General features: G+C 42.9%; 24 protein-coding genes. 3 read left to right on the top strand and 21 right to left on the bottom strand.

Features of this window, described 5'->3' with window-relative positions:
* Positions 1-146: 146 nt before the first annotated feature.
* Positions 147-845 carry a hypothetical protein gene (locus AB5Z01_RS03940; RefSeq protein WP_287214771.1) on the bottom strand — a complete coding sequence of 233 codons (699 nt, stop codon included), beginning with the start codon at positions 843-845 and terminating at the stop codon, positions 147-149.
* Between the two features lie 581 nt (positions 846-1,426).
* On the opposite strand from AB5Z01_RS03940, the gene AB5Z01_RS03935 reads away from it, so the two are divergent.
* Positions 1,427-2,737, top strand: a complete 1,311-nt coding sequence (locus tag AB5Z01_RS03935) for an SGNH/GDSL hydrolase family protein (protein ID WP_287214772.1) — start codon at positions 1,427-1,429, stop codon at positions 2,735-2,737.
* 246 nt (positions 2,738-2,983) lie between these two features.
* On the opposite strand, the gene AB5Z01_RS03930 is transcribed toward AB5Z01_RS03935, so the two are convergent.
* The 3 genes from AB5Z01_RS03930 to AB5Z01_RS03920 all read right to left on the bottom strand — a co-directional run bounded on the left by AB5Z01_RS03930 (position 2,984) and on the right by AB5Z01_RS03920 (position 7,120).
* Positions 2,984-3,508, bottom strand: a complete 525-nt coding sequence (locus AB5Z01_RS03930; protein WP_368365337.1) for a hypothetical protein — start codon at positions 3,506-3,508, stop codon at positions 2,984-2,986.
* A gap of 20 nt (positions 3,509-3,528) precedes the next feature.
* On the bottom strand, positions 3,529-4,515 hold the full coding sequence (locus AB5Z01_RS03925) for a hypothetical protein (protein WP_117863600.1): 987 nt from the start codon (positions 4,513-4,515) through the stop codon (positions 3,529-3,531).
* 196 nt (positions 4,516-4,711) lie between these two features.
* Positions 4,712-7,120 (bottom strand): glycosyl hydrolase family 65 protein, encoded by a 2,409-nt coding sequence (locus AB5Z01_RS03920; RefSeq protein WP_038670230.1) that lies wholly within the window; start codon positions 7,118-7,120, stop codon positions 4,712-4,714.
* A 343-nt stretch (positions 7,121-7,463) separates the two neighbouring features.
* Between AB5Z01_RS03920 and AB5Z01_RS03915 the strand changes: the two genes are divergently transcribed.
* Positions 7,464-8,489 (top strand): hypothetical protein, encoded by a 1,026-nt coding sequence (locus AB5Z01_RS03915; RefSeq protein WP_117896600.1) that lies wholly within the window; start codon positions 7,464-7,466, stop codon positions 8,487-8,489.
* Positions 8,490-8,505: 16 nt separating this feature from the next.
* Positions 8,506-9,066 carry a hypothetical protein gene (locus AB5Z01_RS03910; protein ID WP_278634829.1) on the top strand — a complete coding sequence of 187 codons (561 nt, stop codon included), beginning with the start codon at positions 8,506-8,508 and terminating at the stop codon, positions 9,064-9,066.
* Between the two features lie 62 nt (positions 9,067-9,128).
* On the opposite strand, the gene AB5Z01_RS03905 is transcribed toward AB5Z01_RS03910, so the two are convergent.
* From AB5Z01_RS03905 to AB5Z01_RS03825, 17 genes are all read right to left on the bottom strand, one after another.
* Positions 9,129-9,410: a hypothetical protein gene (locus AB5Z01_RS03905; protein ID WP_038670225.1), complete on the bottom strand. Its 282-nt coding sequence runs from the start codon at positions 9,408-9,410 to the stop codon at positions 9,129-9,131.
* Positions 9,411-9,643: 233 nt separating this feature from the next.
* A complete protein-coding gene (locus tag AB5Z01_RS03900) occupies positions 9,644-11,149 on the bottom strand; it encodes a DUF4340 domain-containing protein (protein WP_287214778.1) in 1,506 nt (501 codons plus the stop codon).
* A 19-nt stretch (positions 11,150-11,168) separates the two neighbouring features.
* Positions 11,169-12,893 carry a GldG family protein gene (locus AB5Z01_RS03895; protein ID WP_287214780.1) on the bottom strand — a complete coding sequence of 575 codons (1,725 nt, stop codon included), beginning with the start codon at positions 12,891-12,893 and terminating at the stop codon, positions 11,169-11,171.
* Positions 12,894-12,908: 15 nt separating this feature from the next.
* A complete protein-coding gene (locus AB5Z01_RS03890) occupies positions 12,909-13,613 on the bottom strand; it encodes an ABC transporter permease subunit (RefSeq protein WP_038670220.1) in 705 nt (234 codons plus the stop codon).
* Positions 13,613-14,590 carry an ABC transporter ATP-binding protein gene (locus tag AB5Z01_RS03885; RefSeq protein ID WP_022287264.1) on the bottom strand — a complete coding sequence of 326 codons (978 nt, stop codon included), beginning with the start codon at positions 14,588-14,590 and terminating at the stop codon, positions 13,613-13,615. Before AB5Z01_RS03885 ends, AB5Z01_RS03890 begins: the two co-directional genes overlap by 1 nt.
* Before the next feature lie 283 nt (positions 14,591-14,873).
* Positions 14,874-16,322: a glutamate--tRNA ligase gene (gltX, locus tag AB5Z01_RS03880; RefSeq protein ID WP_022287263.1), complete on the bottom strand. Its 1,449-nt coding sequence runs from the start codon at positions 16,320-16,322 to the stop codon at positions 14,874-14,876.
* A gap of 27 nt (positions 16,323-16,349) precedes the next feature.
* Positions 16,350-16,889: a transposase gene (locus AB5Z01_RS03875; protein ID WP_046439159.1), complete on the bottom strand. Its 540-nt coding sequence runs from the start codon at positions 16,887-16,889 to the stop codon at positions 16,350-16,352.
* The gene (gene ribF / locus AB5Z01_RS03870) at positions 16,886-17,815 is read right to left on the bottom strand and encodes a riboflavin biosynthesis protein RibF (RefSeq protein WP_256321653.1); all 930 of its coding nucleotides are present in this window, start codon (positions 17,813-17,815) and stop codon (positions 16,886-16,888) included. Before ribF ends, AB5Z01_RS03875 begins: the two co-directional genes overlap by 4 nt.
* A 26-nt stretch (positions 17,816-17,841) precedes the next feature.
* On the bottom strand, positions 17,842-18,756 hold the full coding sequence (gene truB / locus AB5Z01_RS03865; RefSeq protein WP_368365336.1) for a tRNA pseudouridine(55) synthase TruB: 915 nt from the start codon (positions 18,754-18,756) through the stop codon (positions 17,842-17,844).
* The gene (locus AB5Z01_RS03860; protein WP_038670212.1) at positions 18,756-19,703 is read right to left on the bottom strand and encodes a bifunctional oligoribonuclease/PAP phosphatase NrnA; all 948 of its coding nucleotides are present in this window, start codon (positions 19,701-19,703) and stop codon (positions 18,756-18,758) included. The genes truB and AB5Z01_RS03860 overlap by 1 nt, the downstream gene beginning before the upstream one ends.
* Positions 19,704-19,721: 18 nt before the next feature.
* Positions 19,722-20,102 carry a 30S ribosome-binding factor RbfA gene (gene rbfA / locus AB5Z01_RS03855; RefSeq protein WP_038670210.1) on the bottom strand — a complete coding sequence of 127 codons (381 nt, stop codon included), beginning with the start codon at positions 20,100-20,102 and terminating at the stop codon, positions 19,722-19,724.
* A gap of 65 nt (positions 20,103-20,167) precedes the next feature.
* Positions 20,168-22,684 (bottom strand): translation initiation factor IF-2, encoded by a 2,517-nt coding sequence (infB, locus tag AB5Z01_RS03850; protein WP_243271257.1) that lies wholly within the window; start codon positions 22,682-22,684, stop codon positions 20,168-20,170.
* 28 nt (positions 22,685-22,712) lie between these two features.
* Positions 22,713-23,045, bottom strand: a complete 333-nt coding sequence (locus AB5Z01_RS03845) for a 50S ribosomal protein L7 (RefSeq protein ID WP_038670206.1) — start codon at positions 23,043-23,045, stop codon at positions 22,713-22,715.
* Positions 23,038-23,307 carry an RNase P modulator RnpM gene (locus AB5Z01_RS03840; RefSeq protein WP_038672821.1) on the bottom strand — a complete coding sequence of 90 codons (270 nt, stop codon included), beginning with the start codon at positions 23,305-23,307 and terminating at the stop codon, positions 23,038-23,040. Before AB5Z01_RS03840 ends, AB5Z01_RS03845 begins: the two co-directional genes overlap by 8 nt.
* A complete protein-coding gene (gene nusA, locus AB5Z01_RS03835; RefSeq protein ID WP_022287254.1) occupies positions 23,297-24,385 on the bottom strand; it encodes a transcription termination factor NusA in 1,089 nt (362 codons plus the stop codon). The genes AB5Z01_RS03840 and nusA overlap by 11 nt, the downstream gene beginning before the upstream one ends.
* 61 nt (positions 24,386-24,446) lie before the next feature.
* The gene (gene rimP, locus AB5Z01_RS03830) at positions 24,447-24,941 is read right to left on the bottom strand and encodes a ribosome maturation factor RimP (protein ID WP_038670204.1); all 495 of its coding nucleotides are present in this window, start codon (positions 24,939-24,941) and stop codon (positions 24,447-24,449) included.
* A gap of 215 nt (positions 24,942-25,156) precedes the next feature.
* Complete coding sequence (locus AB5Z01_RS03825) at positions 25,157-25,555, bottom strand: hypothetical protein (protein ID WP_242988935.1); 399 nt, start codon at positions 25,553-25,555, stop codon at positions 25,157-25,159.
* Positions 25,556-25,593: the final 38 nt, after the last annotated feature.

Here is a 25,593-nt window from a genome sequence, read left to right as displayed (position 1 = left end):
AGCACAGCTCCTTTCCTATAAATTCAAACACAGTGTTATTATAACATGATTTAATGAATAAATCAAGAGAAAATCGGACGATTTTTAAGAAATTAAGACATAGTTTCGCACACTTGATTAAATAATTAAAGAAAAGGAGCAGGCTGTTAATCCAGTCTGCTCACATCGTTCCATGACCTTACACGCTGATAAGACATTTTATGCTGTTGGAGATACTCGTCGGTATTTTCGGGAGGGCTGGCGATATCCTGTGGTTTATCGCTTGTAAAGATATCCTCATAATCGTTAGTTATGACCTTATCGTCCTTTTGGTTATCCAGCAATTTTTGCAGGTTTTCGGTCATTTTATCACGGGAAAGCCCCTCGAAGTCTATACGCTCTTTTCTGCCGTCGAAGGGAAAGTTGGGGAGTTTACGCATGAAATTAAGGTCAGACACAGTTTTTGCGGTGATGACAGCGGCTACTATAAGGTAGGCGAGCATAACGAAAGTATCGCCTGACACGCTGTCGAAAAGGGCGAATTTCAGACCCATATATAATATCATCACGGCAGGGGAGGCGACTATCAATTTAGTTGTATCCGCCATGAGCAAAGCTCCGCTTGCGGCAAACGCCGCATAGTTAAAAAAAGCATTTGAGCTTGCATCAAAAAATGCGAACATCGCACTTTCCGCCGCAAAAAAATTCGCCCATCCCATCATTCCGTATATTATAACCGCAGGAATAAGCAACGCAAAGGTAAAAGCTGCAAATCGCCGCTGCCTTTTTATAAGCCTGCGGAAATGCCTGCGAAGAGTTTCGTCAGGCAGTGTTTTATAGTCGGCTCTCAGATCAAACATTTCCATGTTATGTCACCTCCTGAATTTATTATAGCATTGGGGGAGGGGATTGTCAAATGGTTTCTGTGGGTGTTAGCACAAACCATGTAGGGGAGCGGCGCAATTTCTGCTTTGCAGAAATACGACGTCCCGATATTTCTCGCCCGTTAAATTATTGGAGAATTTCACAATAATGTCACTCCCCGAATAATTCAACATCAAAGATACAAAAAATACAGCAGTATTCCTCCGAGTGGGACGCCGAGGGCGTCGTCCCCTACAATCCTGAATTTACAGCAAACTCCAAGCACAGGCGAACAATGTTCGCCCCTACATCTCATTCGGGCAAGTTCCTGCCGCCGCAAAATCGCTTCGCTCGGTACTGACTTTTACCTTGTGCTTGTGCACAACTTTGGTCAGCTATGCCAATTCCTCATTCCTCATTCCTCACTCCTCATTTAACTCCGCTCCTCACTTAGCCTCGCCCCTGATTTATTCAAATGTAATCGTTTTATACCTATTGCATTAATTTGCTTTTTGTTGTATAATATATTTGTTAATATATACAGCCATTTGGCAAAATCAAGATATGAAAGGACCTTATTACTATGAAGAAATTCCTTGCGGCGGCTCTTGCTCTTTGCATGACAAGCGCTGCTCTCACAAGCTGCGGTGATTCAAACAGCTCTTCTGCTGCTGACTCAAACTCCGCTGCGGCAAACTCTCAGGCTTCCGATTCAAGTGCGGCTGATACCGAAAGTGTTTCAGACAAGCTTCTTGCTGAATATCCTGCATCTACGGAAAAGATAGATGTTAAAAACGGTGCTACTGAGAACATGATCGCCAGAAGCGTTATCAACGAGGGCGACACTTCCCGTCTTGCGGCTAAGCTCGACTACGCTCTGCAAAATCCTAAGGAGACAACAAAGATCTGTTTCATCGGCGACTCTATCACGGCAGGTTCGGGTGCTAACTCCTCAACTAATCAGTATGTAAACCAGTTCAAGAGCTGGTGGGAGGAAAACATAAGCTTCTATGTTGATGTTACTAATGCCGGTATCGGTGCAACTGACTCATACATAGGTGTTCACAGGGCACAGCGTGACGCTTTGGAGGCTAAGCCTGACATTATCGTTATCGAGTTTATCAATGACGCTGATGATGAATTTTATGAGTCCTGCATGGACAGCCTTGTAAGAATGTGTCTTGAGCAGGACAACAATCCTGCAGTTATGATACTTGAGCCTTCAACTGAGGGGGGTACATCTCCACAGGCTGCACATCTCAAGGTAGCACAGGCTTACAACATTCCTATGATATCTTATCATGACGCTGTTATGCCTGAGATAGAGGCTGGCAACTTCACATGGGCTGACATTTCACCTGACAACGTTCACCCTAATGATGACGGACACGTTATAATGGCTTCACTGCTCACAAAATTCGTTGGCAACATAAAGGACAATATTGACAGCATTGACAAGGAAGCAAAGGCATTTGACACAAGCACTGTTGCACCGACGGGCGATGTATTCGCTGACGCTACTATCGGAAGCCGTCAGACAGAGGACATTGTAAAGACAACTGACGAGGGAACATTCACAGATGTTACAACGTTCCAGAAGTTCACAGACGGTTGGGGAACAACAACAGGCGGCACTATCAAGTTTGAGATAACTGCAAAGAACATTGGTATGATATACTACATGACAGTTGACGGCAAGTCCGGCGTGGCTGCTGTAAAGGTCGATGGCGAGGACGTTGCGACTATCAACGCTGACTTCACAAGCGGCTGGGGCAACTACGCTAAGGCACAGCAGATATACTCATCTGACGAGGTGGCTACTCACACTGTTGAGGTAACTGTCGTTGATGACGCAAAGCCTAACTTCCAGATACTTAACTGGCTTATTTCATAAGGATCTATAATAATATTTTGGCGGATACGAGAGTTCGTATCCGCCGATTTTTGTTTTCATTTATGTTATATGAATTAAATAGGACACAAAATATTTAGTGAAAACTAAGCAGCCAGCTTAACAAAAACGAAAATAGATATGATATAATAAATATGCTGAAAGAAACAAACACAGCGATAACTTATTGATCCCCTTAATAAGACTTCTCCCGACAGGTTTTCCGACTGTCGGGAGTTTTTTTGCATATTAGTTTTCTTTTTGTTCTGTGATAATATCCGAAAGCTTATTTATCAGATCTTCAGGCACGTTGTAGTAACACTTATTTATCTTTACGTTATACGCATCTGCCATCGTTTGTCTGACAATTATGCTATATTCTTTACCGTCTGATACTTTCCACTGAGCAGTACCCTTTGAAAGCATTCCATTTTTTGCTGTATTTTCATCGACCGCATAGCTTAAACTTTCGTTGAGGAGCTGGCGAAATTCTGTTATAGCCGTTTCATCTGTTATATCCCAGTTTTTCCCCTTTGCATATGGGTCGCCATACTCGGCAGACACGCCAAAGCCATTTATATTGCTGAAATCAAGTTCTGTGATACTATCATTGTCCACCGAAGCTTCACTTTGTTCAGTGCTTTCACCGAGCACAACAGAGCTGTTTGCAGGCGTTGGGGCGGCACTGCTTTCTGTGGTATTTCCGCAGGCTGTCATTACAGCTATTCCTGACAAAGTGAAAATAAATAATATTTTATATTTCGTTTTGTTCATAATATCGCCTCCATAACAGTTTATTTACATTTTGTAAGATATACTATGCCATCACAATAGTTGCTGTTAATCACTACATTATCATTACCCCAGCCATCATTTACTATATACCATTTATAGATAATCTTATTACCATTATATCGTAGTTTTGTCCCATATGCTACAACCCAATGGCCTTTATAAATAGGGTGATTTGCCAGACCCGCAATTACTGGAGTATTTAACGCATTCACATTGTAATATGTCATTCCCCAATAATCACCCGAACGTCGTGTAACTGTTTCAAGCGATGTTAATGACGTAACTTGTTTATACGCTTTTTCTATGCCAGAAGTTAATTCTTCATAATTAGTTCCAATTTTTTGGGGTTCAATTATTTTTCTTAAAGTTTCAAAGGCTTTTTGGGGATCGTTAGCATATGCAGATTTCAAATAATCATGAGACACATAATCATAATAATAGAATAACAGAATAGTCGTAGCTAAAGAACCACAAGCGTTTAAATCGCCTCCATTGTAATTTAAAAGTCTCGTTTTTCCCTTTACTGTCCATGAAACATCTCTAATATTTGAGGTTGAACTGAATGTCTGAATAGAATATTCGGACGATTCTATTGGCTCAAAATCAAAATCACTGACATTATTACCAGTAGTGATATCAAAGAACTCACCATTTTCTTCTGTCACATATTCTAACGGACCGCCATAATAGACAATATCGTCATAATTTGCATATGGTGACTCTGCTGTTGGACTATACTCTATAATGCAATCATTTACATCATAGATGATATATCCATTCTCACAGTCTAAACAAGTTGCCACTTGTTCATTTTCCTGATTAAGTAGCTGGTGTCTGTTCACAATATCGCCCATGTTATCATTCTCAATGGTGTATTGAATCATACTAGGCACAGAATAGTAGCTTTCATTTGAGTAAGCTAACACATCAGTTGACATTGTTCCCATGATAGCAAAAGCTAATACTGTTGATATAATTTTTTTCATAATATCGCCTCCTGTAATAATTATACTCGAATTGGATAATTACTACAATTGACAATTTTAACATATTACTTGTTTATGTTTTGTACAATTTACTAAATAAATCTAAATATTATTAAAAATCGTCAAAAAAATCGGCAGCAGGCACATGATAGCGTCTGCTGCCGATAGTTTTATATTGTTTTAAGCATTAAAGCAATTATCCAAGAACAACAACGATGTTTGTCTGCTCTGTCATCTTGCACTCGCATACGAAGTTGCCTTCAACTGCTTCGCCGTTGACTGTCATAGACTTTACGCCGCTCTGAACGTGGTCTGGGTTCTGAATGTCGATAGAAAGGTGCTTGCCACGGAAGTTCTTTTCGATCTTGAAGCCGTCCCATGTGTGTGGGATAGATGGGCTTATTACAAGTCCCTCTGCGTTTGGTCTCATACCGCAGATACCCTCTACGCAGCCTACCATTACTGTTGAGCCTGTACCTGTCAGCCAATGAACGTGTGAACGTCCTGCATATGGTGAACGTGTTGACTCTGTAAACTGACCGTGAACGTATGGCTCAAGTATTCTTACTTCTGCCTTATCGTTCATGTTAGCAGGTGAGGACTCGAGGAAGTACTCGAATGCTCTGTCACCGTGACCGAGAAGTGACTCTGCAAGGATAGCCCAGCCCTGTGTCTGTGAGAAGATACCACCGTTCTCCTTTGTATCAGGGTTAAAGATGTGCATGAGAGCACCGTCAAAGTAATGATCTACATAAGGTGGCTCCATGATCTTTACGCCAAATGGAGTATTGAGTATCTCGTGTACCTTTTCCATAGCAGTTTCAGCCTGCTTATCAGATGCGAAGCCTGAGATAACTGACCATGACTGTGGGTTGAGCCACATTGAAGCCTCTGGATCCTTCTTAGCGCCAACGATCTCGCCGTTCTCTCTGTAGCCTCTGATAAATCTATCCTCGTCCCAGCAAGCTTCAAGGCTCTTGCCGAGTTCAGGCTGTACCTTGTCGATATAAGCAGCGTACTCATTATCGCCTCTGTCAAGAGCATAGCCCTTGATGATGCTCATTGCATAGTAGAGCTGGAATGCAACGAATGTTGACTCACCCTTCTTGCCAAGTCTGAGGCAGTCGTTCCAGTCAGCATAAAGACCTGCCGGCATTGTATGAGCGCCAAGTCTTTCCATTGAGAAGTTGATAGCTCTCTTAAGATGCTCGTAAACTGTATCCTCGCCGCCGTTTGCGTATACGATAACCTCATCGAGGAACGCCTTGTTTCCGCTCTCGCCGATATACTTATTAACTGTTGGGAAGAGCCAGAGAGCGTCGTCTGCTCTATAGCATGGGTGACCTGTTTCCTTAGCGTAGATAGAGTTCTCATCGTTCTCGTCCGGGCAAGTTTCATGGCCTGCCTTGTGGTCGAACTTAACAAGTGGAAGTCCGCCGCCGTTATCTACCTGTGCAGAGATCATAAATCTGATCTTCTCAGCAGCAAGCTCAGGATTGATATGGATAATACCCTGGATATCCTGAACTGTATCTCTATAGCCATAGCCGTTTCTCAGACCGCAATAGATGAATGACGCAGCTCTTGACCAGATAAATGTGATGAAGCACTGATAAGCGTTCCATACGTTTACCATGTTATTGAACTCGTCAGAAGGAGTTTCGATCTGGAAGTTATTGAGCTGACCATGCCAGTAAGCGATAAGCTCCTTTACCTCAGCGTCTACCTTGCCAGGCTCGTTATATGCAGCGAGTATCTCGTCTGCTACCTTTGGATTCTTCTGACCAACGACATAGATTATCTCCTTTGTTTCGCCAGGAGCAAGGATAATGTCAGACTGAAGAGCGCCACAAGCGTTTGAGTTATAGTTGAGCTTGTTATCGCAGAAGCCTCTTTCAACTGCAACAGGGTTGCCGTATGTTCTGTAAGAGCCGATAAAGCTGTCCAGATTACCGTTATAAGCGGAAACAGGAGCGCCAACTACGCCGAAAAATCTTTCTCTCCAGTTAGAGCCGTTCTCGTCCTTACCGCTGTTCTCATTGATGTGCTGAACGATCTTATTGCCCTCAAAGCTTGTTCTTGTGATGAACAGAGTATACTGGAGGTTTACCTGATCCTGCTCATAGTTGTTCTCGTTTGTGAACTCTACAAAGCCGAATGTTGAAAGGTTTCTGTATCTGTCAGAGTTATTTGTGATCTTAGTTCTCCATACTTCATATGTTTTGTTCAGAGGAACATAATATGTAAGCTCAGAGTGGATATCTGCATAGTCAGACTTGATAGTTGTATAAGCTGTACCATGGTGGCACTCTGTCTTATACTGATCGAGAGGCTTGCCTACAGGCTGCCATGTGCATGACCAATAATCCTTGGCGTCGTTATCTCTGATGTAGATATATCTGCCAGGAAGACCGATATTTGAATTGAAACGGTAACGGATTATTCTTCCGTTAGCACCGCTCTTTACAAAGCTGTATCCGCCGCCGTTGTTGGATACGATAGCACCGTACTCAGGTGAGCCGAGATAGTTAGCCCAAGGTGCAGGTGTGTCAGGTCTTGTGATGACGTATTCCTTGTGTTCAAGGTCAAAATAACCATACTGCATATTTTTTATACGCTCCTTTTCAATATTTTAAAGTTGTAAACGTTTCACCAAAATGGCGTAAACGTTTCCCTCATAGATCCCGTCATTATTCATAACGCTTATATTATTTTAGCATACTTCCGATAGCTTTACAAGGGGGTAAAGCCAAAAAAATGGGCGTATTTTCAAAAAACTTTTTCGGGATTGTAGACTTTTGAAACTTAAACGATTGAAAATCGTCATGCTTTTTGTCATTGTCCAAAACGCACTAATAACTGATATTTATTTGTATATATTGGATATTGACGGCAGTGCTTAAATATGGTATATTGTGTATATAATAAATTATAGGAGGTTTACCATTATGAACATTAAAGGAAGAGTTTTAGCTATGGTTTCTGCTTGTGTTGTGATTTTCTCACAAAGTTCAATCGCAACGTTTGCTCTTGATAACCAGGAGGTTCTTACATTACCAACTTCTGTTTCAGATTTAACCAGCGCTGAAAACATGGGACAAGTGGTTAAAATTCACAACTTACATGGAGCAGATGAAGGAACCATTGCTTTCTGCGCTGAAATGGAGTCGGGATATGTGATATATGATTTGTCAGGAAATACAATAGAGTATAGTCCTACATCATCATCTCCATATAGCGACTTACAAGGCGATTTATATTATGCTGGTCCACTTGAATACTTGACTAAAACAAGCACTGATTACAAAAATTTGCGAACAGGTGAGATTTTAACAGACGAGCAATTCAACGAAGTTACTGAGAGTTTTACTAATGAGAGCATAAAACTTTCATCAACTAATTTTATAAGTTCAAGTGCTTCCAGGGCTAATTCAGGATTGCACACAACGGTTTCAAAAGTATCTGGAACACCTAGAAAACTGAACTACAACACATCTAATCAATGTGGGGCGTTAGCAGCTGTTATCAACTTATGCTATATTGATGACTACAAAGACAACAATTGTTTGAGCGATTCTTATTCTAATAATCCCAGAAGTCTTTTCAACACCCTTAACAATTATATTCCGAGAGAAACAAGCCGAAATGGAATAATAAATGGACTTAGTAACGCAAAAAAGGATAAAATATGTAGTTTTACTTCATCGCCTGATGCTTACTATGGCGGTGATTCATGGGGATTTTGTTTTTACAGGATACTCACGTCAAATTCTCCAACCATATTACTTATTATAAAGCATCCTAATTATGGCGGAAAAAATGATAAAAATCATTGGGTACTAACATATGGCATTGTTCAATGCTTCGATAATAATAATAAATTAGTTGATAAATATTTTATTGTTAACGATGGGTATGGAAAAAATGATATACGGATTCATTACACATATCAGGACGACTGTGTTTACATTTAAGGGTAGGTGACAAAACATGAAAAAGACAGTTTATTTGGTTTTAGCGCTCTCACTGCTTCTTTGCTCATGCTCACAGACAACAGACAATGATAACAAAAGCAAGGTCAATGACAGCAGTACAGTTGTGACAACAGCTTCTACAACAATGACAACTACCACAACTTCATCATCAAAGGTTGATGAAAATGCTGAAATTTCGGCATATTATATTCATCACTGGTATGGAGAAGAGCCATATGAGATAACAGACAAGGACACTATCCACAAGATAACTGCATGGATAGAGAATGCTAAATCGGTATGCAAGGATTATCCTTACATTGACGGCTTAGAATACGGTGGCGCAGACTCTTATGGAATCTCTCTCGAAAAGGATGAATCAAGTGATGCGTATGAGAGCATTTGTGTTATCGATGTTTCACAGTATTCGTGGGACACCTCAGGCGGTATGCACTCTGAAAGTAAAATATGCAATTTTAGCATAAAAGATGATACAGGCGAATTTCAGGATTACAATTTGCCAAAGGAAATGATAGATGAAATAATGTCCCTTATAACAAGACCTAATGTTGAATAGCATACAACACATACAAAACCAGCGTGTATCTTCGTGATACACGCCGGTTATTTTTTGATGTATTATGATACCTTGAGCCATGCGCAGGCAAAATCAAGTGCTTCATAAAGGCTTGATTTCTCTGCCACCTTAACTATCTGCTTATTCGGAGGCAGTGTGCTGTCTGTTGCAACTTTTCTTATTCTTACCTTATTTGCAACGTCGATACCGCCGACCTTTTCTGTAGAAAGTATTTCTATCATGACTACAAACTCGTCATACATATTTCCAAAATAGATATTATTACCTTTTCTCACCAGAGGAACGCCCTTATAGGTGAAAAAAGCTTTCTTTTCTTCTGCCATTTATCTCTCCGCCTTTCTCATAATATATTTCTCTTTTTGTTTACTATTTTATTATACCATACTTTTCACATAATTAAAAGAGCTTTTGACAACTTTTTTGCGCAGGTTTTCAGCCTTGCTTTATGTGGGATACATATTGTATCACATATTCTTTGCGAAAGCTGTCGAAACATATCCGTAGGGGCGAACGCTGTTCGCCCGTCAGATCATATGCTTAGCATGGGATATGCGTTTTAATAGTTATCGTCCACAGCCTCGCCTTTAAGAAGTCTGTCCATATTTGCAACGAACGTATCTACCCAAGTTGACTGTATTCTGAATGAGGTTTCACCATTTAGCTTGACTACAGAACGTCTTGAAGAATCCTTATAAATCTCCATAACGTCCTTTTTGCCGTCCTTGCGGTCGAATGTTACAGTCAGATAGCTTTCGCCCTCAGGGTCTGTGAAGTATATCTCATTTGTCGGGCAACCCATAAGATACTGATAGAAGGTCTTAAAGTTGTCAACGTCAAGCTCCTTGCCGTCTGTTGTGACCTTTGTTACCTGTGCGGTAGTTTTGCCGTCAGAATCTGTATCAGCACTTGTGCCTGAGCTTTCCACCTCATAAACGGTCTTTTTACCATTATAGACTACCTCAACGTTCTTAAGGTCAACAAGGTAGTTTGAAGTCATAAGGCTTGTGATAACGTCCTCTGCTTTGATCGTTGCCCATGGAAGGTTATCGGCTGAAACGAGGTATATAGCGTCAACGCCCTTTACGCCCTCAAAGTAGCAATAATATGCAGACACTGTATCTGTTGTTTCACTGCTGTCACCTGCGGTAGCATAGACAGGGTCGCCTATTTTAAGAGTATAGTCATAGCCGTCTCCCGAGAGTCTTACTGTTGCGAACGGGTCGGAAAGTCCATGCTCCTTCATTGCAGTTTCATCAGGTGCGATGACCTCACAGCTCTGTGCTGTAAGTCCCCACATACCATGGGTAGTTGCTGAAGAATTTGTGATGTTCAGGTATGAGAAGATAGGCTCTGTCATTACCTGACCTGAAAGTCCCTCTATCTCGTTAGGGTTATTTTCAAACGCCATTTCATAGTCCAGATCTTTTCTTGTAACTGTTTCCTTGCCATAGTCAGGCCAATCGTCGTCAGCCGGCTTTGTGAGCAAAGTAAGGTTCGCATATGCGGTCACTGGATCTGTATAGTATGAAAGCTTTGTTCCCATTACCATATAGACGGTCTTTTCATCGTCAAGGCTCACATATCTGTATCTTTCGTTGCTTGGTGAAACAGAGCCTACATGAAGGGTAGTGGCAGTGCCGTCGCTGTATTCAACTGTGAGATCTGCTGTGGGCTTATCAAGACCGTATTTTGACATATCCTCAACGTTTTCTTCAACGAGCTTTTTCGCCTTGAAGCCGTCAAGATTCGATATCATGGAAGCCTCTGCGGTGGCATTTGCATTGAGAGTGCCAAGCTCAGGTATGCTCCATGTGGATTTACCTGACTCGGACTTATTAACGGAATACTCGCCATGTTCGTTTGAAACCTTTACGCTTGTTATATCGTCGCTTGACTTTGTAAGGATAACAACGCTCTCGTCCTGACTTGAAACTGCCGCTGTTGACGATGAGCTGGAGTCTGCGTCTGATTTGCCTGAGGTGGAATTGAGAAACGCCATTACTCCCACCAGACAAGCGGCTGTGACTCCGCAGATAATGATACCCTGCAATTTACCATTCATTTGTGATTACCTCTGTGTTTTACTTATTCTTTCTTCTTGCCCAGATAACGATACCCACTATAAGAACTACAACAGGTACGCCAAGGCAGAATGTCCATTTAAGAACTGTTTTCTGCTGCTGAGTGATATCGAAAACATTGCCTGTGATAGTTTTTGGTGTGATAGTGATACCTGCGGTCTTTCCGGTAAGGCCGTTTATAACGCTTATGAAATACTCGCTGTTCTGATACTGTGAATACTGCAAGTAGGTATCAGACAGCATACCCTCTGAACCTACTGCGATAACATTGCTATAGAGAGTTTTGTTATCGTCTGTAAATTTTGCCTTTGAGCCGACAGCCATATAATTCTGCTGACCCTTTACCAAAGCATCGCCTATATTCACCTGACCTGTGGTCTGTGATATATCAACATTTGCGGTATAGGCAGAATCTGAGGACTTGAGGTAGGCGTCTGTGGACACCATATCCTGCTCGTCAAAGAGTGTGTTTACAGGACGGCAGAGTGCTGAAAGGATAGCCGGGTTCTCTGTAGAAACGTCCTGAGTGAAGTTATCGGAAACATCTGACGAAACTGTCACGCAAGGTGAGTTATAATACTTGCCTGAGTCGCTTTCGCAGATAACTCCCTTGCCGACAGAAAGTCCATACTCTGACAGGAACTCATCAAGATTCGGGGTGTCCTCCTGACCATAAGAAGCGATATAGAGGAGCTGTTTGCCAAGATTTCCGTCATTATTGAGGAAGTCGCTGACCTTTTTGATATCCTCCTCCAGATAGTCAGTCTTAGGAGCAGGGATAACCACAACGTCTGTATCGGCAGGGATATCCTCGGAGGTTATATCCACTGTGTTCACGTTATAGCCGTTAGCTGTAAGAAGCGTCTGGAAATATGTGAGCTGTGTAAGCTCGCTTCTGCCTGTGAGGATAGAAACATAGACAGGGTTAGGGTCTGTTACTGTCATAAGTGCAGAAGTGAAAGCCTGCTCTGCGTTCGAGGACTCAACATAGCTGCCGTAATAGGACAGGAATGAAAGGTCGCCGCCTGCCTGCTGGGCAAGGGTATCTATGCTGTAGCCTGATTGTGACAGCTTCTGCTCGAACTCGTCTGTGAATGTAAGAAGGTCGAGCATACCGAGCTTTCTTGTTCGGCTTATCTCTTTGCCGTCAACCTTTGTTTTTGTTTCAAATATCATATCGAACTGGCTGATAGTATCGGTATACTCCTTAACGATCTCAGGGTGTGAGTCGATGTCAACGAAACGATATGTGATATGGTGATTGAGCTTACAATAGTTTTTCAAAAGCTCAACAGCCTGCTTATTATAAGAACTGTAATTTGTATAAGTATTCTCGTCTGCGAAGATAGTTACCTGAACGTCTACGTTCACTTTCTTTACATAATCCTCTGTATCGTTTGAAACTGAATATATCTTATTGCTTGTCAGGTCGATAGTGATAGGATATCTGTCAAAAAGCATTGTTGTGACAACATTCACCAGGACAAGCAGAGCGACAAAAACGCAGGTGAACACTGTTGCCATTGTTCCATGCTTGAGCTTTTTGGCATTGAACTTTTTGCCGTCCTTTGTCTTTTTCTCTTTTTTATCTTTCTTTTTGTCTTTATCTTTTTTATCCTTTTCTGTATCCTTTGGAGCGGTCTTTGCTGCCTTTTCGTCTGCCACAACATCTTTAAGCAGGTCTGCTCCTGATACAGAGATCTTTTCGTTATTATTCTCTTCCATTTAAACAGCCCTCCTTTAGCCCCAGCGGCGTTTTTCAAGCACTCTCACCGTGAGGAAAAGAAATGCCACTATTGCACTCAGAAAGAACACAACGTTAGAAAAATCAAAAAGTCCATAGGTGAATGAATAATATCTCTCGCCGAATGACACCTTTTCGCACACTGTTGTGAGCCATTCAAAAGGCAGAAGATTGCCTATAGTTGACAGGAACGACACGAAGATAAGTGCGATAAAGCTTATTACTGCGGCAACTATCTGGTTTTCTGTGAAAGATGAGCAGAAGATACCGATAGCGATATAAGCACCGCCAACAAGTGCCAGAGCGACGATATTGCCCACAACGACGTTCCAGTCAGGCGTACCGAAAGCGGATACGATAACTGCGAAAACGCCTGTGATAGCGATAGCTATGATATAGATAAGAAAAGCGGCAAGGAATTTACCTACAACTATGCTGCCAAGACCCACAGGGGCGGTGAGCAGACACTGGTCTGTTTTTGTTCGCTTTTCCTCGGATATGGTCCTCATGGTGAGGACAGGTATAAGCACTATTATGATTATAAGAAGCGCACTGAAAACGGAATCAAGTCTTGTATAGCCGCTTTCAAGGCTGTAGTTTGCAAACATTACGCCTGAATAGGCATAGAATGCCGCAAGGAAAATATAACCGATAGGTGAGGTAAAATAGCTTCTTACCTCTCGTCTGAATATTGCGCCCATTAGTCATTTCCCTCCTTATCGGAAGTATTTTCAAGGGCAGGCAAAGCCTCGCCCATTGTGAGCTTGAGGAATATATCTTCAAGTGAAAGCTCGGAGGTCTTAAGTTCAAGCATATACCAGCCGTTTTTAACAACTGTTTCAAAGACGTCACGTCTGATATCCACGCCTTCTTTTGCCTCTATTCTTATATCGTTCACGCCGTCTTTATGGCTTGCGTCGCAGATGACTTTTTCAACGCCCTTTATGCCCTGCATTGCTCTGACGATCTTATCCTTATCGCCCTGTATCTTTGCAGTGAGCTTATGCTCGCCTGAGAGCTTCTGTGAGAGGTGTTCCTCTGTATCGTTTGCGACGACCTTGCCCTCGTTGATAACTATTATCTTATCGCAGACAGCCTGCACCTCAGAGAGGATATGGGAAGAAAGGATAACGGTATGATTTTTGCCGAGCTTTCTTATAAGAGTTCTTATCTCGATTATCTGCTTAGGGTCAAGACCTACTGTAGGCTCGTCCAAGATAAGAACCTTTGGGTTGCCGATAAGAGCCTGAGCAAGACCTACTCTCTGTCTATAACCTTTTGACAGGTTCTTGATTATTCTGTTATAAACATGGTCTATCTTTACAAGTCCGCATATATCTTTAAGATGCGAAACCTTTGGAAGCTTACACTTTTTAAGGTCATAGACAAAATAGAGATATTCTTTTACGGTCATATCCATATAAAGGGGCGGAAGCTCAGGGAGATAGCCTATCTGCTTTTTAGCCTTGATAGGGTCTTCAAGGATATCTACGCCGTCTATAAGGGCTTTGCCGTCTGTACAGGATATGTAGCCTGTAAGGATATTCATGGTGGTGGATTTTCCCGCTCCGTTAGGACCGAGGAAGCCGAGAACTTCGCCGTCCTCAGCTTTAAAAGAGATATTATCGACAGCCTTTTTGTCGCCGTATCTCTTGGTAAGGTTTATAACCTCTATCATTTTATTTCCTCCTCTTAGGAAAAGCATTCATAAGTCTTTACAATTTTATAATACTTATGTGACAGGGGAGTGATAGCTGTACGAAATACAGAGCATTTTAAGTAAATTTAAAGTAGCAAATACTCAAAATGCTCCGCTGTTGAATTATTTATCTGTTTAAAAGCGATGTATCTATGTAATTTGTAGGGGAGCGGTGCAATTTCTGCTTTGCAGAGATCCGACATCCCACTTGTTTGGAAATAATTTCGCCCCTACACATATTCAACATTTTCGTAGTTTTTTATTATGACAGCTTCTCAATGCCCTTTCTTATTCTTGCAAGAGTATCCTCCTTGCCGATGAGATATGATATCTCAACACCGCCTCCCGGAGTGAACGCCTTACCTGAAACTGCAACTCTCAGAGGCCACAGAACGATACCGTTCTTTACGCCAAGCTTGCCGATAAGGTCAAAGAGTGCGTCATGGATATTTTCCTCTGTCCAATCCTCAACGCCCTCGAGTACAGGGAGAACTTCTTTGAGAGATTCCAGAGAATTTTCAGGGTTCGTTTTCATCTTCTTATGTGTATAGAGAGCTATATCATACTCAGGGAGAGCGTCGATAAAGTCTACCATTTCAGGTATCTCTGTGAAAAGCTCTGTTCTTGCCTGCAAGAGCTTTGCGATCTCGTTAAGGTCAACGTCCTCTCTATGAACGGACTGCTTGATATAAGGGATAGCATACTCAGCAAACTTCTCAGGGGTCATAGCCTTTATATACTTGCCGTTGATAGCTTTAAGCTTAGCAGGGTCAAAGATAGCAGGGGACTTAGAAAGTCCGTGGATATCGAATTCCTTAACAAGCTCTTCAAGTGAGAATATCTCGTTCTCGCCCTTTGGCGCCCAGCCAAGCAGAGCGATATAGTTTATAACGGCTTCTTTAAGATAGCCCTTTTTCATAAGATCCTCATAGGAAGCGTCGCCGTCTCTCTTTGAGAGCTTATGCTGTTTATCTTTCATGATATGCTCAACATGGATATAGGTTGGTATCTCCCAGCCGAAAGCCTTATAGAGCAGGTTATACTTAGGTGCAGAAGCAAGGTACTCGTTACCTCTAACAACGTGGGTGATACCCATAAGGTGGTCGTCAACGACGTTTGCAAAGTTATAGGTAGGCATACCGTCTGTCTTTATAAGTATCTGGTCGTCGAGAGTAGAGCAGTCAACAGTGATATCGCCGTAAAGCTCGTCATGGAAAGTAACTTCGCCCTCTGTAGGTATTTTCTGTCTGATAACATAAGGAACGCCTGCGTCAAGCTTTTCCTTTATCTCTTCAGGTGAGAGATTACGGCAATGTCTGTCATACATTGGAGCGATACCGCTTGCTTCCTGAATGGCTCTTACTTCCTCAAGTCTTTCCTTGTCGCAGAAGCAATAATAAGCTTCACCCTTTTCAACGAGTTCCTCGGCATACTTTTTGAACATACCCATTCTCTGTGACTGGATATAAGGGCCTACAGGTCCGCCGATATCAGGGCCTTCGTCCCAATTAAGACCAACGTCTTTAAGTGTTTTATAGATGACCTCAACAGCACCATCAACATAACGCTCCTGGTCTGTATCCTCGATACGAAGAATAAAATCTCCTCCGTTCTGCTTTGCAATAAGATAGGTAAAGAGTGCTGTTCTCAGGTTACCTATGTGCATATAACCTGTTGGTGAAGGTGCAAATCTTGTTCTTACCTTGTTCATTTATATCTTCCTTTCAAAATTAGAGTCTTATTTCATATCTTGCTCATCAAATGCAATTTTTACATATTTCGCAGGATTATTTGCAATATACTGCCTTATTTCTGCGTGTTGCTTTCTGTTTTTGATTATCGTATCATAAAAAGATTTTTGCCATATGGAATAACCTAGTTCTTTCGTGACAGCCTCTTTGAAATGTTTTATGACCCTTGAAAGTGTCGGTGTTTCACTTGTAGGGGCGAACAGTGTTCGCCCGTTTTTCGGCTGTTTTTCAATTTTGATTATAATATGCACATGGTCAGGCATGATACAAGACATCTCTACAAAAACGTCGGGATAGTGCTCAGATATCTCTGTGAGTTTTCTCTTTACAAGTTTTCCTGTAACAGAAAGTTTTGGGTGCAGAATTTCATTTGCAGTCAGCGGGCGAACACTGTTCGCCCCTACATTCTCCCACAGGACTTGGTATTTTTCAGTAACACATATCGTCACAAAATACAAGCCGTTCGCAGAATAATCATAACCCTCAAGACGTATTTTCTTTCGTCTTGGCAAATCTTCACTTGTCATATTTTATTTTCCTCAAAATATCTGACCGCCTGCTCTTTGTTTTTTGCTATCTCCTCACGGAGGCTGTCGAAGCTGTCAAACATTTTTTCGGGGCGGAGAAATTCATGCAGTTCAAGTTTTAGCTTTCTGCCGTAAAGATCCCCATGATAATCCATGATGAAGGTTTCTGCAAGGGGAGCTGTTTCAACATGGACGGTAGGCTTTACGCCTATATTTGTCACGCCTGCATACTTATTTTCGTCTATTTCAACAGCGGAGCAATAAACGCCGAATTTCGGCATTACCCTGCCCTTTGGTATCTGCTGATTTATCGTGGGGAAATCCCACGTTCTGCCACGCTGAAAGCCGTGTTCCACTTCAAGGCAGAATCCAAAATGATAACCCAGCATTTCATTTGCTTTGGCTATCTCGCCCTCACGGACGCATCGTCTTATCTCAGTGGAACTTATGACCTCGCCGCCCATGAGCAGTGGACTTACTATTTCCACATCTATATCATATTTTTCACCGAGCCTTTTAAGGTCAACAGCCTTGCCCTGTGCGCCTTTGCCGAATGTAAAATCGTTTCCGCACACTGCACCGCTGCAATTGAGCCTTTCTTTCAGCACCTTTTTCACAAAATCCTCCGGTGACATTCCTTTGAACTCTGCAAAATCAGGTGAGAAAAGCACTTCGACCCCAAGCTCTGCCATTTTTTTATGCTTTTCCTCGTCGCTCATAAGCATTTCTATCCTGCCGTCATGACCTTTTGAGGTCACTGTGTCGGTCTTGAAACAGAAAACTGCCGAATGTCCGTCAAGGCTCTGAGCCTTTTTCACAGCCGTTGTTATTATGAGCTGATGTCCTCTGTGGACTCCGTCAAAAAGTCCAAGAGCGCAAACTGTCCTTTTTTTGGGGATAAACCCGCTGTTTGTTATATCCGTCAAAATATCCCTCCGAATAAAACAAATTATCAGAAATTTTTGAAGCTTCTGAAGCTGCCCTCATGAAAAGCGCCGATACCGAGGAAGCTGTTATCACTGCCGTAGACACGGTAGAGCTTGTCCTCTGACAGATCTTTTATCCCTGTCTGCTCAGGTCTGAGCTTTACTCCGTTTCTATAAAGCTTTGTTTCCCACTGTCCAAGGGTAGTTTTTTCGTAGCTTTCAAAGGCTCTGTCAAGTGGGATAAGCATTTGTGGCAGCTTATCCTGCTCACAAATTTCGGCTATCTCCTCTATGGTATAGCAATCCTTTATATCGACGCCACCTGAATAGGAACGCTCAAGAGAAGTCATCATTCCGCCGCAGCCAAGCTTTTCACCTATGTCGCTGATAACGGAGCGTATATAAGTACCTTTTTCGCAATCAACTTTCATTACGCCCCTGCGTGAAGCTTCGTCATATTCTATTATATCAATGCTGTCGATATGGACAGCTCTCGGCTCACGCTCTATTTCTTTGCCTGCTCTTGCAAGCTCATAGAGCTTTTTGCCGTTCACTTTTATTGCAGAATACATAGGCGGCACCTGCATGATATCGCCTACAAAACTGCTTTTTGCACATTCAAGGTCGGCTCCGGTAACTGCCTTGTCGCTTGTTTTTAACGTCTTTCCTGTGCTGTCTAAGGTATCGGTGCTTACCCCAAGCTGAAAGCCTGCGGTATAGACCTTTCGTCTGTCGGGGATAATATCGCAGGCTTTTGTGGCTCTGCCAACGAAAACAGGCAGAACACCTGTTGCCATGGGGTCAAGGGTCCCTGAATGACCCAATCTTTTTATCCTTAGAACTCCTCTGAGCTTTGCGATAACGTCAAAAGAAGTCCAGCCCTCGGGCTTTTTTACAGGCAAAATGCCGCAGATATTATCCTTGCTGTTATCCAAGCTCATCAGCCCAAGACCTTTTCCGCTTGCTTGAGAAGCTTAGCCTTGACTTCTTCAAGGCTTCCTGTTATCTCACAGCCTGCGGCTCTTATGTGTCCTCCGCCGCCAAACTCACGGCAGAACGCTGATGCGTCTATCTCATCGTCGCTTCTTACTGATATTTTAAAGACGTTCTCGTGTCTTTGCTTAACTGTTATGCCTATTTTCACGCCCTCAACGGACAATGGTATAGAAGCAAGTCCCTCGAACTCGGCAGCGTCAACGCCACTTTTCTCCATAAGCTCTTTTGTAAGCACTATCATAGAGCATTTGCCACCGCAGTAATACTCCATATTCGCTGTAACGGACTGCTCCACCATAAGTCTGCCCTTGCTTTTTACATCAAACATTTTTCTGTTGATATAAGCAAAATCTATGCCATATGACATAAGCTCTGCACAGGCGATGTGAGCCTGCGGAGTTGTGTTTTCATACTTGAAGCAGCCTGTATCTGTTGCAATGCCTGTATAAAGGCATCTCGCTATCTGACGTGATATCTTTCTGCCTGAAGCTTTGAATATCTTATACATTATAAGTGCTGCGGCAGAAGCGTCTGCTTCTACATATGACTGCTTTGCAAAATACTTGTTTGAGATGTGGTGGTCGATGCAAAGGTCGATCGCACCCTCCTCGGCATACTTTGAAAGGTTGCTGCCAAGAAGATTCGTGTCTGCGATATCCACTGCGATAACGTACTTCACATCAAATTCCTGAGGGTAATAGCTCTCATAGATAAGATCATATCTTTCGGGAAAGCTGTCGGAATTTACAACGTTAGCCTTTTTCCCCATATCTCTCAGAAAAGCGCACAGGGCAAAGCCTGAACCAAGCGTATCGCCGTCGGGGCTTTTATGAGTTAAAATAAGAAAATTGTCATTTTCTTCAAATATTTTAAGAATATCCTGAAATGTCATAATATCCTTTCTCCTCTATTACTCTTCGCCGTCTTTCTCTTCTTTTTCTTCTTCGGGCAGAACTTCTTTAAGAAGCTTGTTTATCTTTGCTGAATGCTCGATAGAATTATCTGCGATAAATTTAAGCTCAGGGCATTTTTTCAGCTTCAGCACGTTTGATATCTCTCTTTTGAGAAATCCTGTTGCCGACTCAAAGCCCTTAACGGCTTCCTTTGCCTTTTCATAGCCCTCAAAGCTTGAAACATACACTTTACAGAATGAGCCGTCGCCTGCCACGTCGCAGCGGACGATAGTGAGCATATCTCCTCCGTGTATCCTTGGGTCTTTAAGGTCTCTCATTTTGCCCGATATTATTCTTCTTATATCTTCGGACATACGTCCTGCTCTGTAACCTGCCATAATATCTTTATCTCCTGCTTAAATATGCTCTTACGGGGCGGCTGTCCGTCCCGTAAGCATCATTATCAATCTCTGTATTCTTCCATATAGAACGCCTCGAAAATGTCGCCCTCCTTGATATCGGTGAACTTTTCAAGAGTGATACCGCACTCAAAGCCTGCGGCAACTTCCTTGGCGTCGTCCTTAAATCTCTTAAGGCTTGACATCTTATCCTCGGCGATAACGATACCGTCTCTTACGACTCTTATCTCGTTATTTCTGCCCACCTTACCGTCAAGAACGTAAGAACCTGCTACAGTACCAACATTGGATATCTTGTAGACCTGTCTTACCTCGATACGAGCTGTTTCCACCTCTCTGTACTTAGGAGCGAGCATACCCTTCATAGCGTCTGTTATTTCTTCTATTGCATCATAGATTATTCTGTAAAGTCTGATATCAACGCCACTCTGCTCTGCATTCTGCTTTGCAACAGGGTCAGGACGAACGTTAAATCCAACGATGATAGCGTTTGAAGCGTTTGCGAGCATAACGTCGCTTTCAGATACAGCGCCTACGCCGCCGTGGATGACCTTAACTCTGACCTCGTCATTTGAAAGCTTTTCAAGTGACTGCTTAACGGCTTCAACTGAGCCTTGAACGTCAGCCTTGACGATGATAGGAAGCTCTTTCATTTCTCCCTCAGCTATCTGGCTGAACAGGTTATCGAGAGTTACCTTCTGATGCTGCTGGAACTGTTCTTCCTTAGCTTCATGCTTTCTCTGCTCAACAAGCTCTCTTGCAAGCTTTTCGTCTGCAACTGCGTTGAAAACGTCACCTGCACTTGGAACTTCGCCCAGACCTGTTATCTCAACAGGTGTTGACGGGCCGGCTTCCTTAATGCTTCTGCCCTTATCGTTTGTCATCGTTCTGATACGTCCGACAGAAGTGCCTGCGATTATAACGTCGCCTGACTTCAAAGTACCATTCTGAACGAGGAGTGTAGCAACAGGGCCTTTACCCTTATCAAGTCTGGCCTCGACTACAGTACCTCTTGCAAGTCTGTCAGGGTTAGCTTTAAGCTCCTTGACCTCTGCAACGAGGAGAATGTTTTCAAGAAGCTCGTCTATACCCATACCGGTCTTTGCGGAAACAGGAACTGCGATAACATCGCCGCCCCATTCCTCAACAACGAGGGACTGCTCTGTAAGCTGCTGCTTAACTCTGTCAGGGTCTGCGCCTTCTTTATCCATTTTATTGATAGCGACGATTATAGAAACGCCTGCTGCCTTTGCGTGGTTGATAGACTCGATAGTCTGCGGCATGATACCGTCATCAGCGGCAACAACGAGAATAGCGATATCTGTAACGTTCGCACCTCTTGCTCTCATGGCTGTGAAAGCCTCATGGCCCGGGGTATCGAGGAATGTTATCTTCTTGCCCTGATACTCCACCTGATAAGCACCGATATGCTGTGTGATACCGCCTGCCTCAGTGTCAGTAACGTGAGCGTTTCTTATTCTGTCGAGGATAGATGTCTTACCATGGTCAACGTGACCCATAACGACAACGACAGGGCATCTTTCCTGCAGGCTCTCCTCTGGATCTTCGTCAGTTTCGATAAGTCTTTCTTCTATTGTAACGTGTACTTCCTTTTCAACCTTTGCGCCAAGCTCTTCTGCAACAAGTGCGGCGGTATCAAAGTCGACCACCTCATTGATAGAAGCCATTACGCCAAGACCCATAAGCTTTTTGATGACCTCGGTAGCTGTTACTTTAAGTCTGCTTGCAAGCTCTGAAACAACGATCTCGTCAGGTATCATGACCTTGAGCTGCTGTTTTCTTGCTCTTTCAAGCTCCAGTCTGCGGAGCTTTTCGCTCTCAGTTTCCTTCTTATGTGAGAACTGCTGTTTCTTTCTCTGCTGAGATTTCTGAGTGAGCTTCTGCTTCTTTGTGAAGTTATCCTTGCTCTTGTTCTGCTTTGAGTTTGCAAGGTTATCATACTTCTCGTTATACTTATCAAGCTCTATATAGCTTCCTCTTGTGTCGATGGTTCTCTGTGTGCCGAACGAATCGTTATCCTCAGAGATAGTATATCCGCCTGAAGCTTCTTTCTTATCAGAAAAACCGCCAAGCTGCTGACGAACGCCATGCTCTTTCTTCTTTGCAGGTTTCTGTGGAGCTGGCTGCTTTTTCTTCTGTTCAGGAGCAGGCTGTTTTGTTTCAGCCTTGACCTCCGGCTTCTTTTCCACCTTTGGCTCTGCCTTAGGCTCAGGCTTTGCTTCCGCCTTTGGAGCCGGCTTAGGCTCAGGCTTCTTTTCAGCCTTTTTCTCCTTTTTCTCAGCCTTTGCAGGCTTCTTATCTGCCTTCTTTTCTTCCTTGGCAGGCTTCACGTTATTTGCATAGAAAGCATCAAAGCTGTCCACCTGATTGTTCTGTGTATAATACTCCAGAACATAAGAGATCTCCTCAGGGGTAAGCACTGACTGTGTTTTCTTTGGCTCTCCGCCAAGCTTGCCAAGACACTCGATAAGGTCGTTATTTGTAACTTTCAGATCCTTAGCCATATCGCTAAGCTTATATTTAGTTGTTTTCATACTCATAGGCTGTAAAATACCTCCTCAATAAATGCTAAATGCTATAAAACTCATTTTCGTCTATAGGGATCTCCTCAAGCCCTTTGGCGCAAGCCTTTGCGAAGCCTCCCTCGCAAATAGCGATAACGCCTGTTCTTTTGCCAAGGCCAAAATGGATATCGTCCATTGTCATGCCAAGGCTGTAAAGCTTTATCCCGTTTTTGTAGCAGTTGAACTTTATCTCTTTAAGAGATTTAGGTGAAAAATCCGTTGCCGCAAACACTGCGCAGGCTTTGCCTGTATTGCAGGCGTCCTTCACCATATCCATACCCATTACAAGCTTTCCTGCTTTTCTGCACATTGTAACAAGCCCTATTTTATTATTCATTTTCCCTAAGCTCGCCCTCCATGCTGTTATATATATCCTCGCTTATCATGCAGGAAAAGCTTCTTTCAAACTTTCTTGCTTTTCTTGCTTTTTCAAAGCATTCGACGCTTTTGCATATATAAGCGCCTCTGCCTGATTTTTTGCCTGTGAGGTCAAGGGAGATATCCCCCTCTTTTGACTTCACCACTCTGATAAGCTCTCTCTTGGGTTTCATTTCGCCGCACCCAAGACACATTCTCATTGGTATCTTCTTAGTTTTCATCATCAGCAGCCTCAGCCTTTGCAGAGCTTTCGGATACGATATCTATTTTATAGCCTGTCAGACCTGCGGCAAGCTTTGCGTTCTGACCCTTATTACCGATAGCAAGTGAGAGCTGGTTGTCAGGAACAGTAACACGGCACTCTCTTACGCCCTCCTCTTCGCTGAGAACAACGTTTATTACCTCAGCCGGAGCAAGAGCCTTTGCGATAAACTGTGCAGGGTCTTCGCACCAATTGATAACGTCTATCTTCTCGCCCTTAAGCTCGTTCACAACAGAAGTTATTCTTGACTTTCTAGGACCGATACAAGCGCCTACGGCGTCAACGTTAGGGTCCTTTGAATAAACCGCTATCTTGCTTCTTGCGCCTGCAACTCTTGAAATAGCCTTTACTTCAACAGTGCCGTCTGCTATCTCAGGAACTTCAAGCTCAAAAAGTCTTTTAACAAGCTCTCTGTGAGTTCTTGATATCTTGATAGAAGGCTTTCTGTCAGGATTTGCGATACCCACAACATATACCTTGATGATATCTCCTGCCTTGAGTGTTTCGCCCGGTATCTGCTCGTTTCTTACAAGATAAACTTCGTTCTTGTCGATAGTAAGTATAGCGTTCTGAGTAGCAGGCTCGACCTTCTGGACTGTGGCAGAAACGCACTCATGCTCCTTATCGTGATACTGCTCGATAAGTCTTGCTCTTTCAAAATCCTTGATATCGTGCTTGATAGACTGCTTTGCATTCTGAGCGGCAACTCTGCCGAACTTTGCAGGGTCGAGAGGTATCTCCACCATATCGCCCACCTTGATGTTAGGGTCATAGACCTTTGCTTCGTCAAGGAAGATCTCGTTGTCAGGGTCGTCAACATACATAACGTCCATAACTTCCTTGAGTATCCTTATATCGAGCTTTCCTGTAACAGGGTCGATATCCACTCTGATATTCTCGCAGTAAGGATAATCCTTCTTGATAGCCTTTTCGATACCTGATTTTATTTTCTCAATAAGTATATCGCTGCCAATATTATTTTCCTTTTCCAAATCCGTCAGAGCTTCAAAAAATTTGCTGGTCATTTCCTTATTCATTTTCTGATCAATCCTTTCACACTTGATTCGGGCTTTGCCCATATTTATTAAATTTCTTCATTCAGAACAGGTCTGCGTCGTCATTGAGCTTTACATAAGCACAATCTGCAAGCTTGAACTCTACATTCTCCACGCCGTTCATATCCTCGTCCAGCTTCTGACAAAGTATCTTATCCTTGTCATATCCCACAAGACCCACAACGAACTCTTTTTCACCGTTTTCGTCAGGTCTTATGAGCCTTACTCTTATAACGTCGCCTATGCAGACCTCAAAATGCTCGGGTCTTCTAAGCTCTCTGCCAAGTCCGGGACTTCCGCACTCCAGCACATAGCTCTGAGATATAGGGTCTGCCTCGTCAAGCACCTTGTTCATCGGTCTTGTGAAAGCCTCGCAATCGTCCATATCTATGCCGCCGTCCTTGTCGATAAGCACCCTGAGGTACCACGTTGCTCCCTCCTTTTCAAACCTTACGTCCCAAAGGAAAAAGCCAAGCTCGTCTGCGATAGGCTGTGCAAGCTCTCTTACTTTTTCTACCGTAGTTTTCTTTACTTCCATACAGCACCTCCGTTAATGCTTCACAAAGCAAAGCCATCAGGCTTTGCAATGAAAAAAAGCCCCATACAAAACCAAAAGACCGGAAGTCAAGTTCCAGTCTTTCATTAAAAGCCTATTGTGATTATTATACCACACAAAACAGTTTTTTGCAAGGACATTCAAAAGTTTTTAATGAAAAGAATTAAATATTATGTTAATAGTTTGTAAACATTTCGTCAACTGACGTTCTTTTCATTCTCCTCAGGGATATCCTTAGGTTTTGCTTTTTCTTTATCCACGGGTTTCTTCACTGTTCCCTCGACGAAATCCAGCGGAACGGTGAACATTATTCCCGTATTGGGCTGAGATAGATCGCCCACAGTATTATAAACTATCTTTCGTGCGGTATCGAGCTGATTATTTTTTATTACTGAGAGGATAGTTCTGTTATCCTCGTCGCCGCTGAAAAGTCCTCGGATAGAGGCGCTGAGAAAGCTGCTGTCAAGTCTTGAAAGGGTCATTGCCATACCTGACGACTCGATTATAGTCGCACCCTTTATGCCTGCTGCTGAAAGTCCCTCCAGCAAATAGTCAAGCACGTCTGTTTTATTAAGGATTATGACCAGAAGTTTCACGTTATATCGCCCCCTGTTAAAATTTCAGCCTTTACGTT

Origin of the sequence: Ruminococcus sp. RTP21359st1_H3_RTP21359_211015 (assembly GCF_040909065.1) — a bacterium.
In the GTDB taxonomy this organism is placed as follows: Bacteria; Bacillota; Clostridia; order Oscillospirales; family Ruminococcaceae; genus Hominimerdicola; species Hominimerdicola aceti.
Note: the sequence above shows the minus strand (reverse complement) of the source record. Positions and strands in the feature narration are given on the sequence as shown.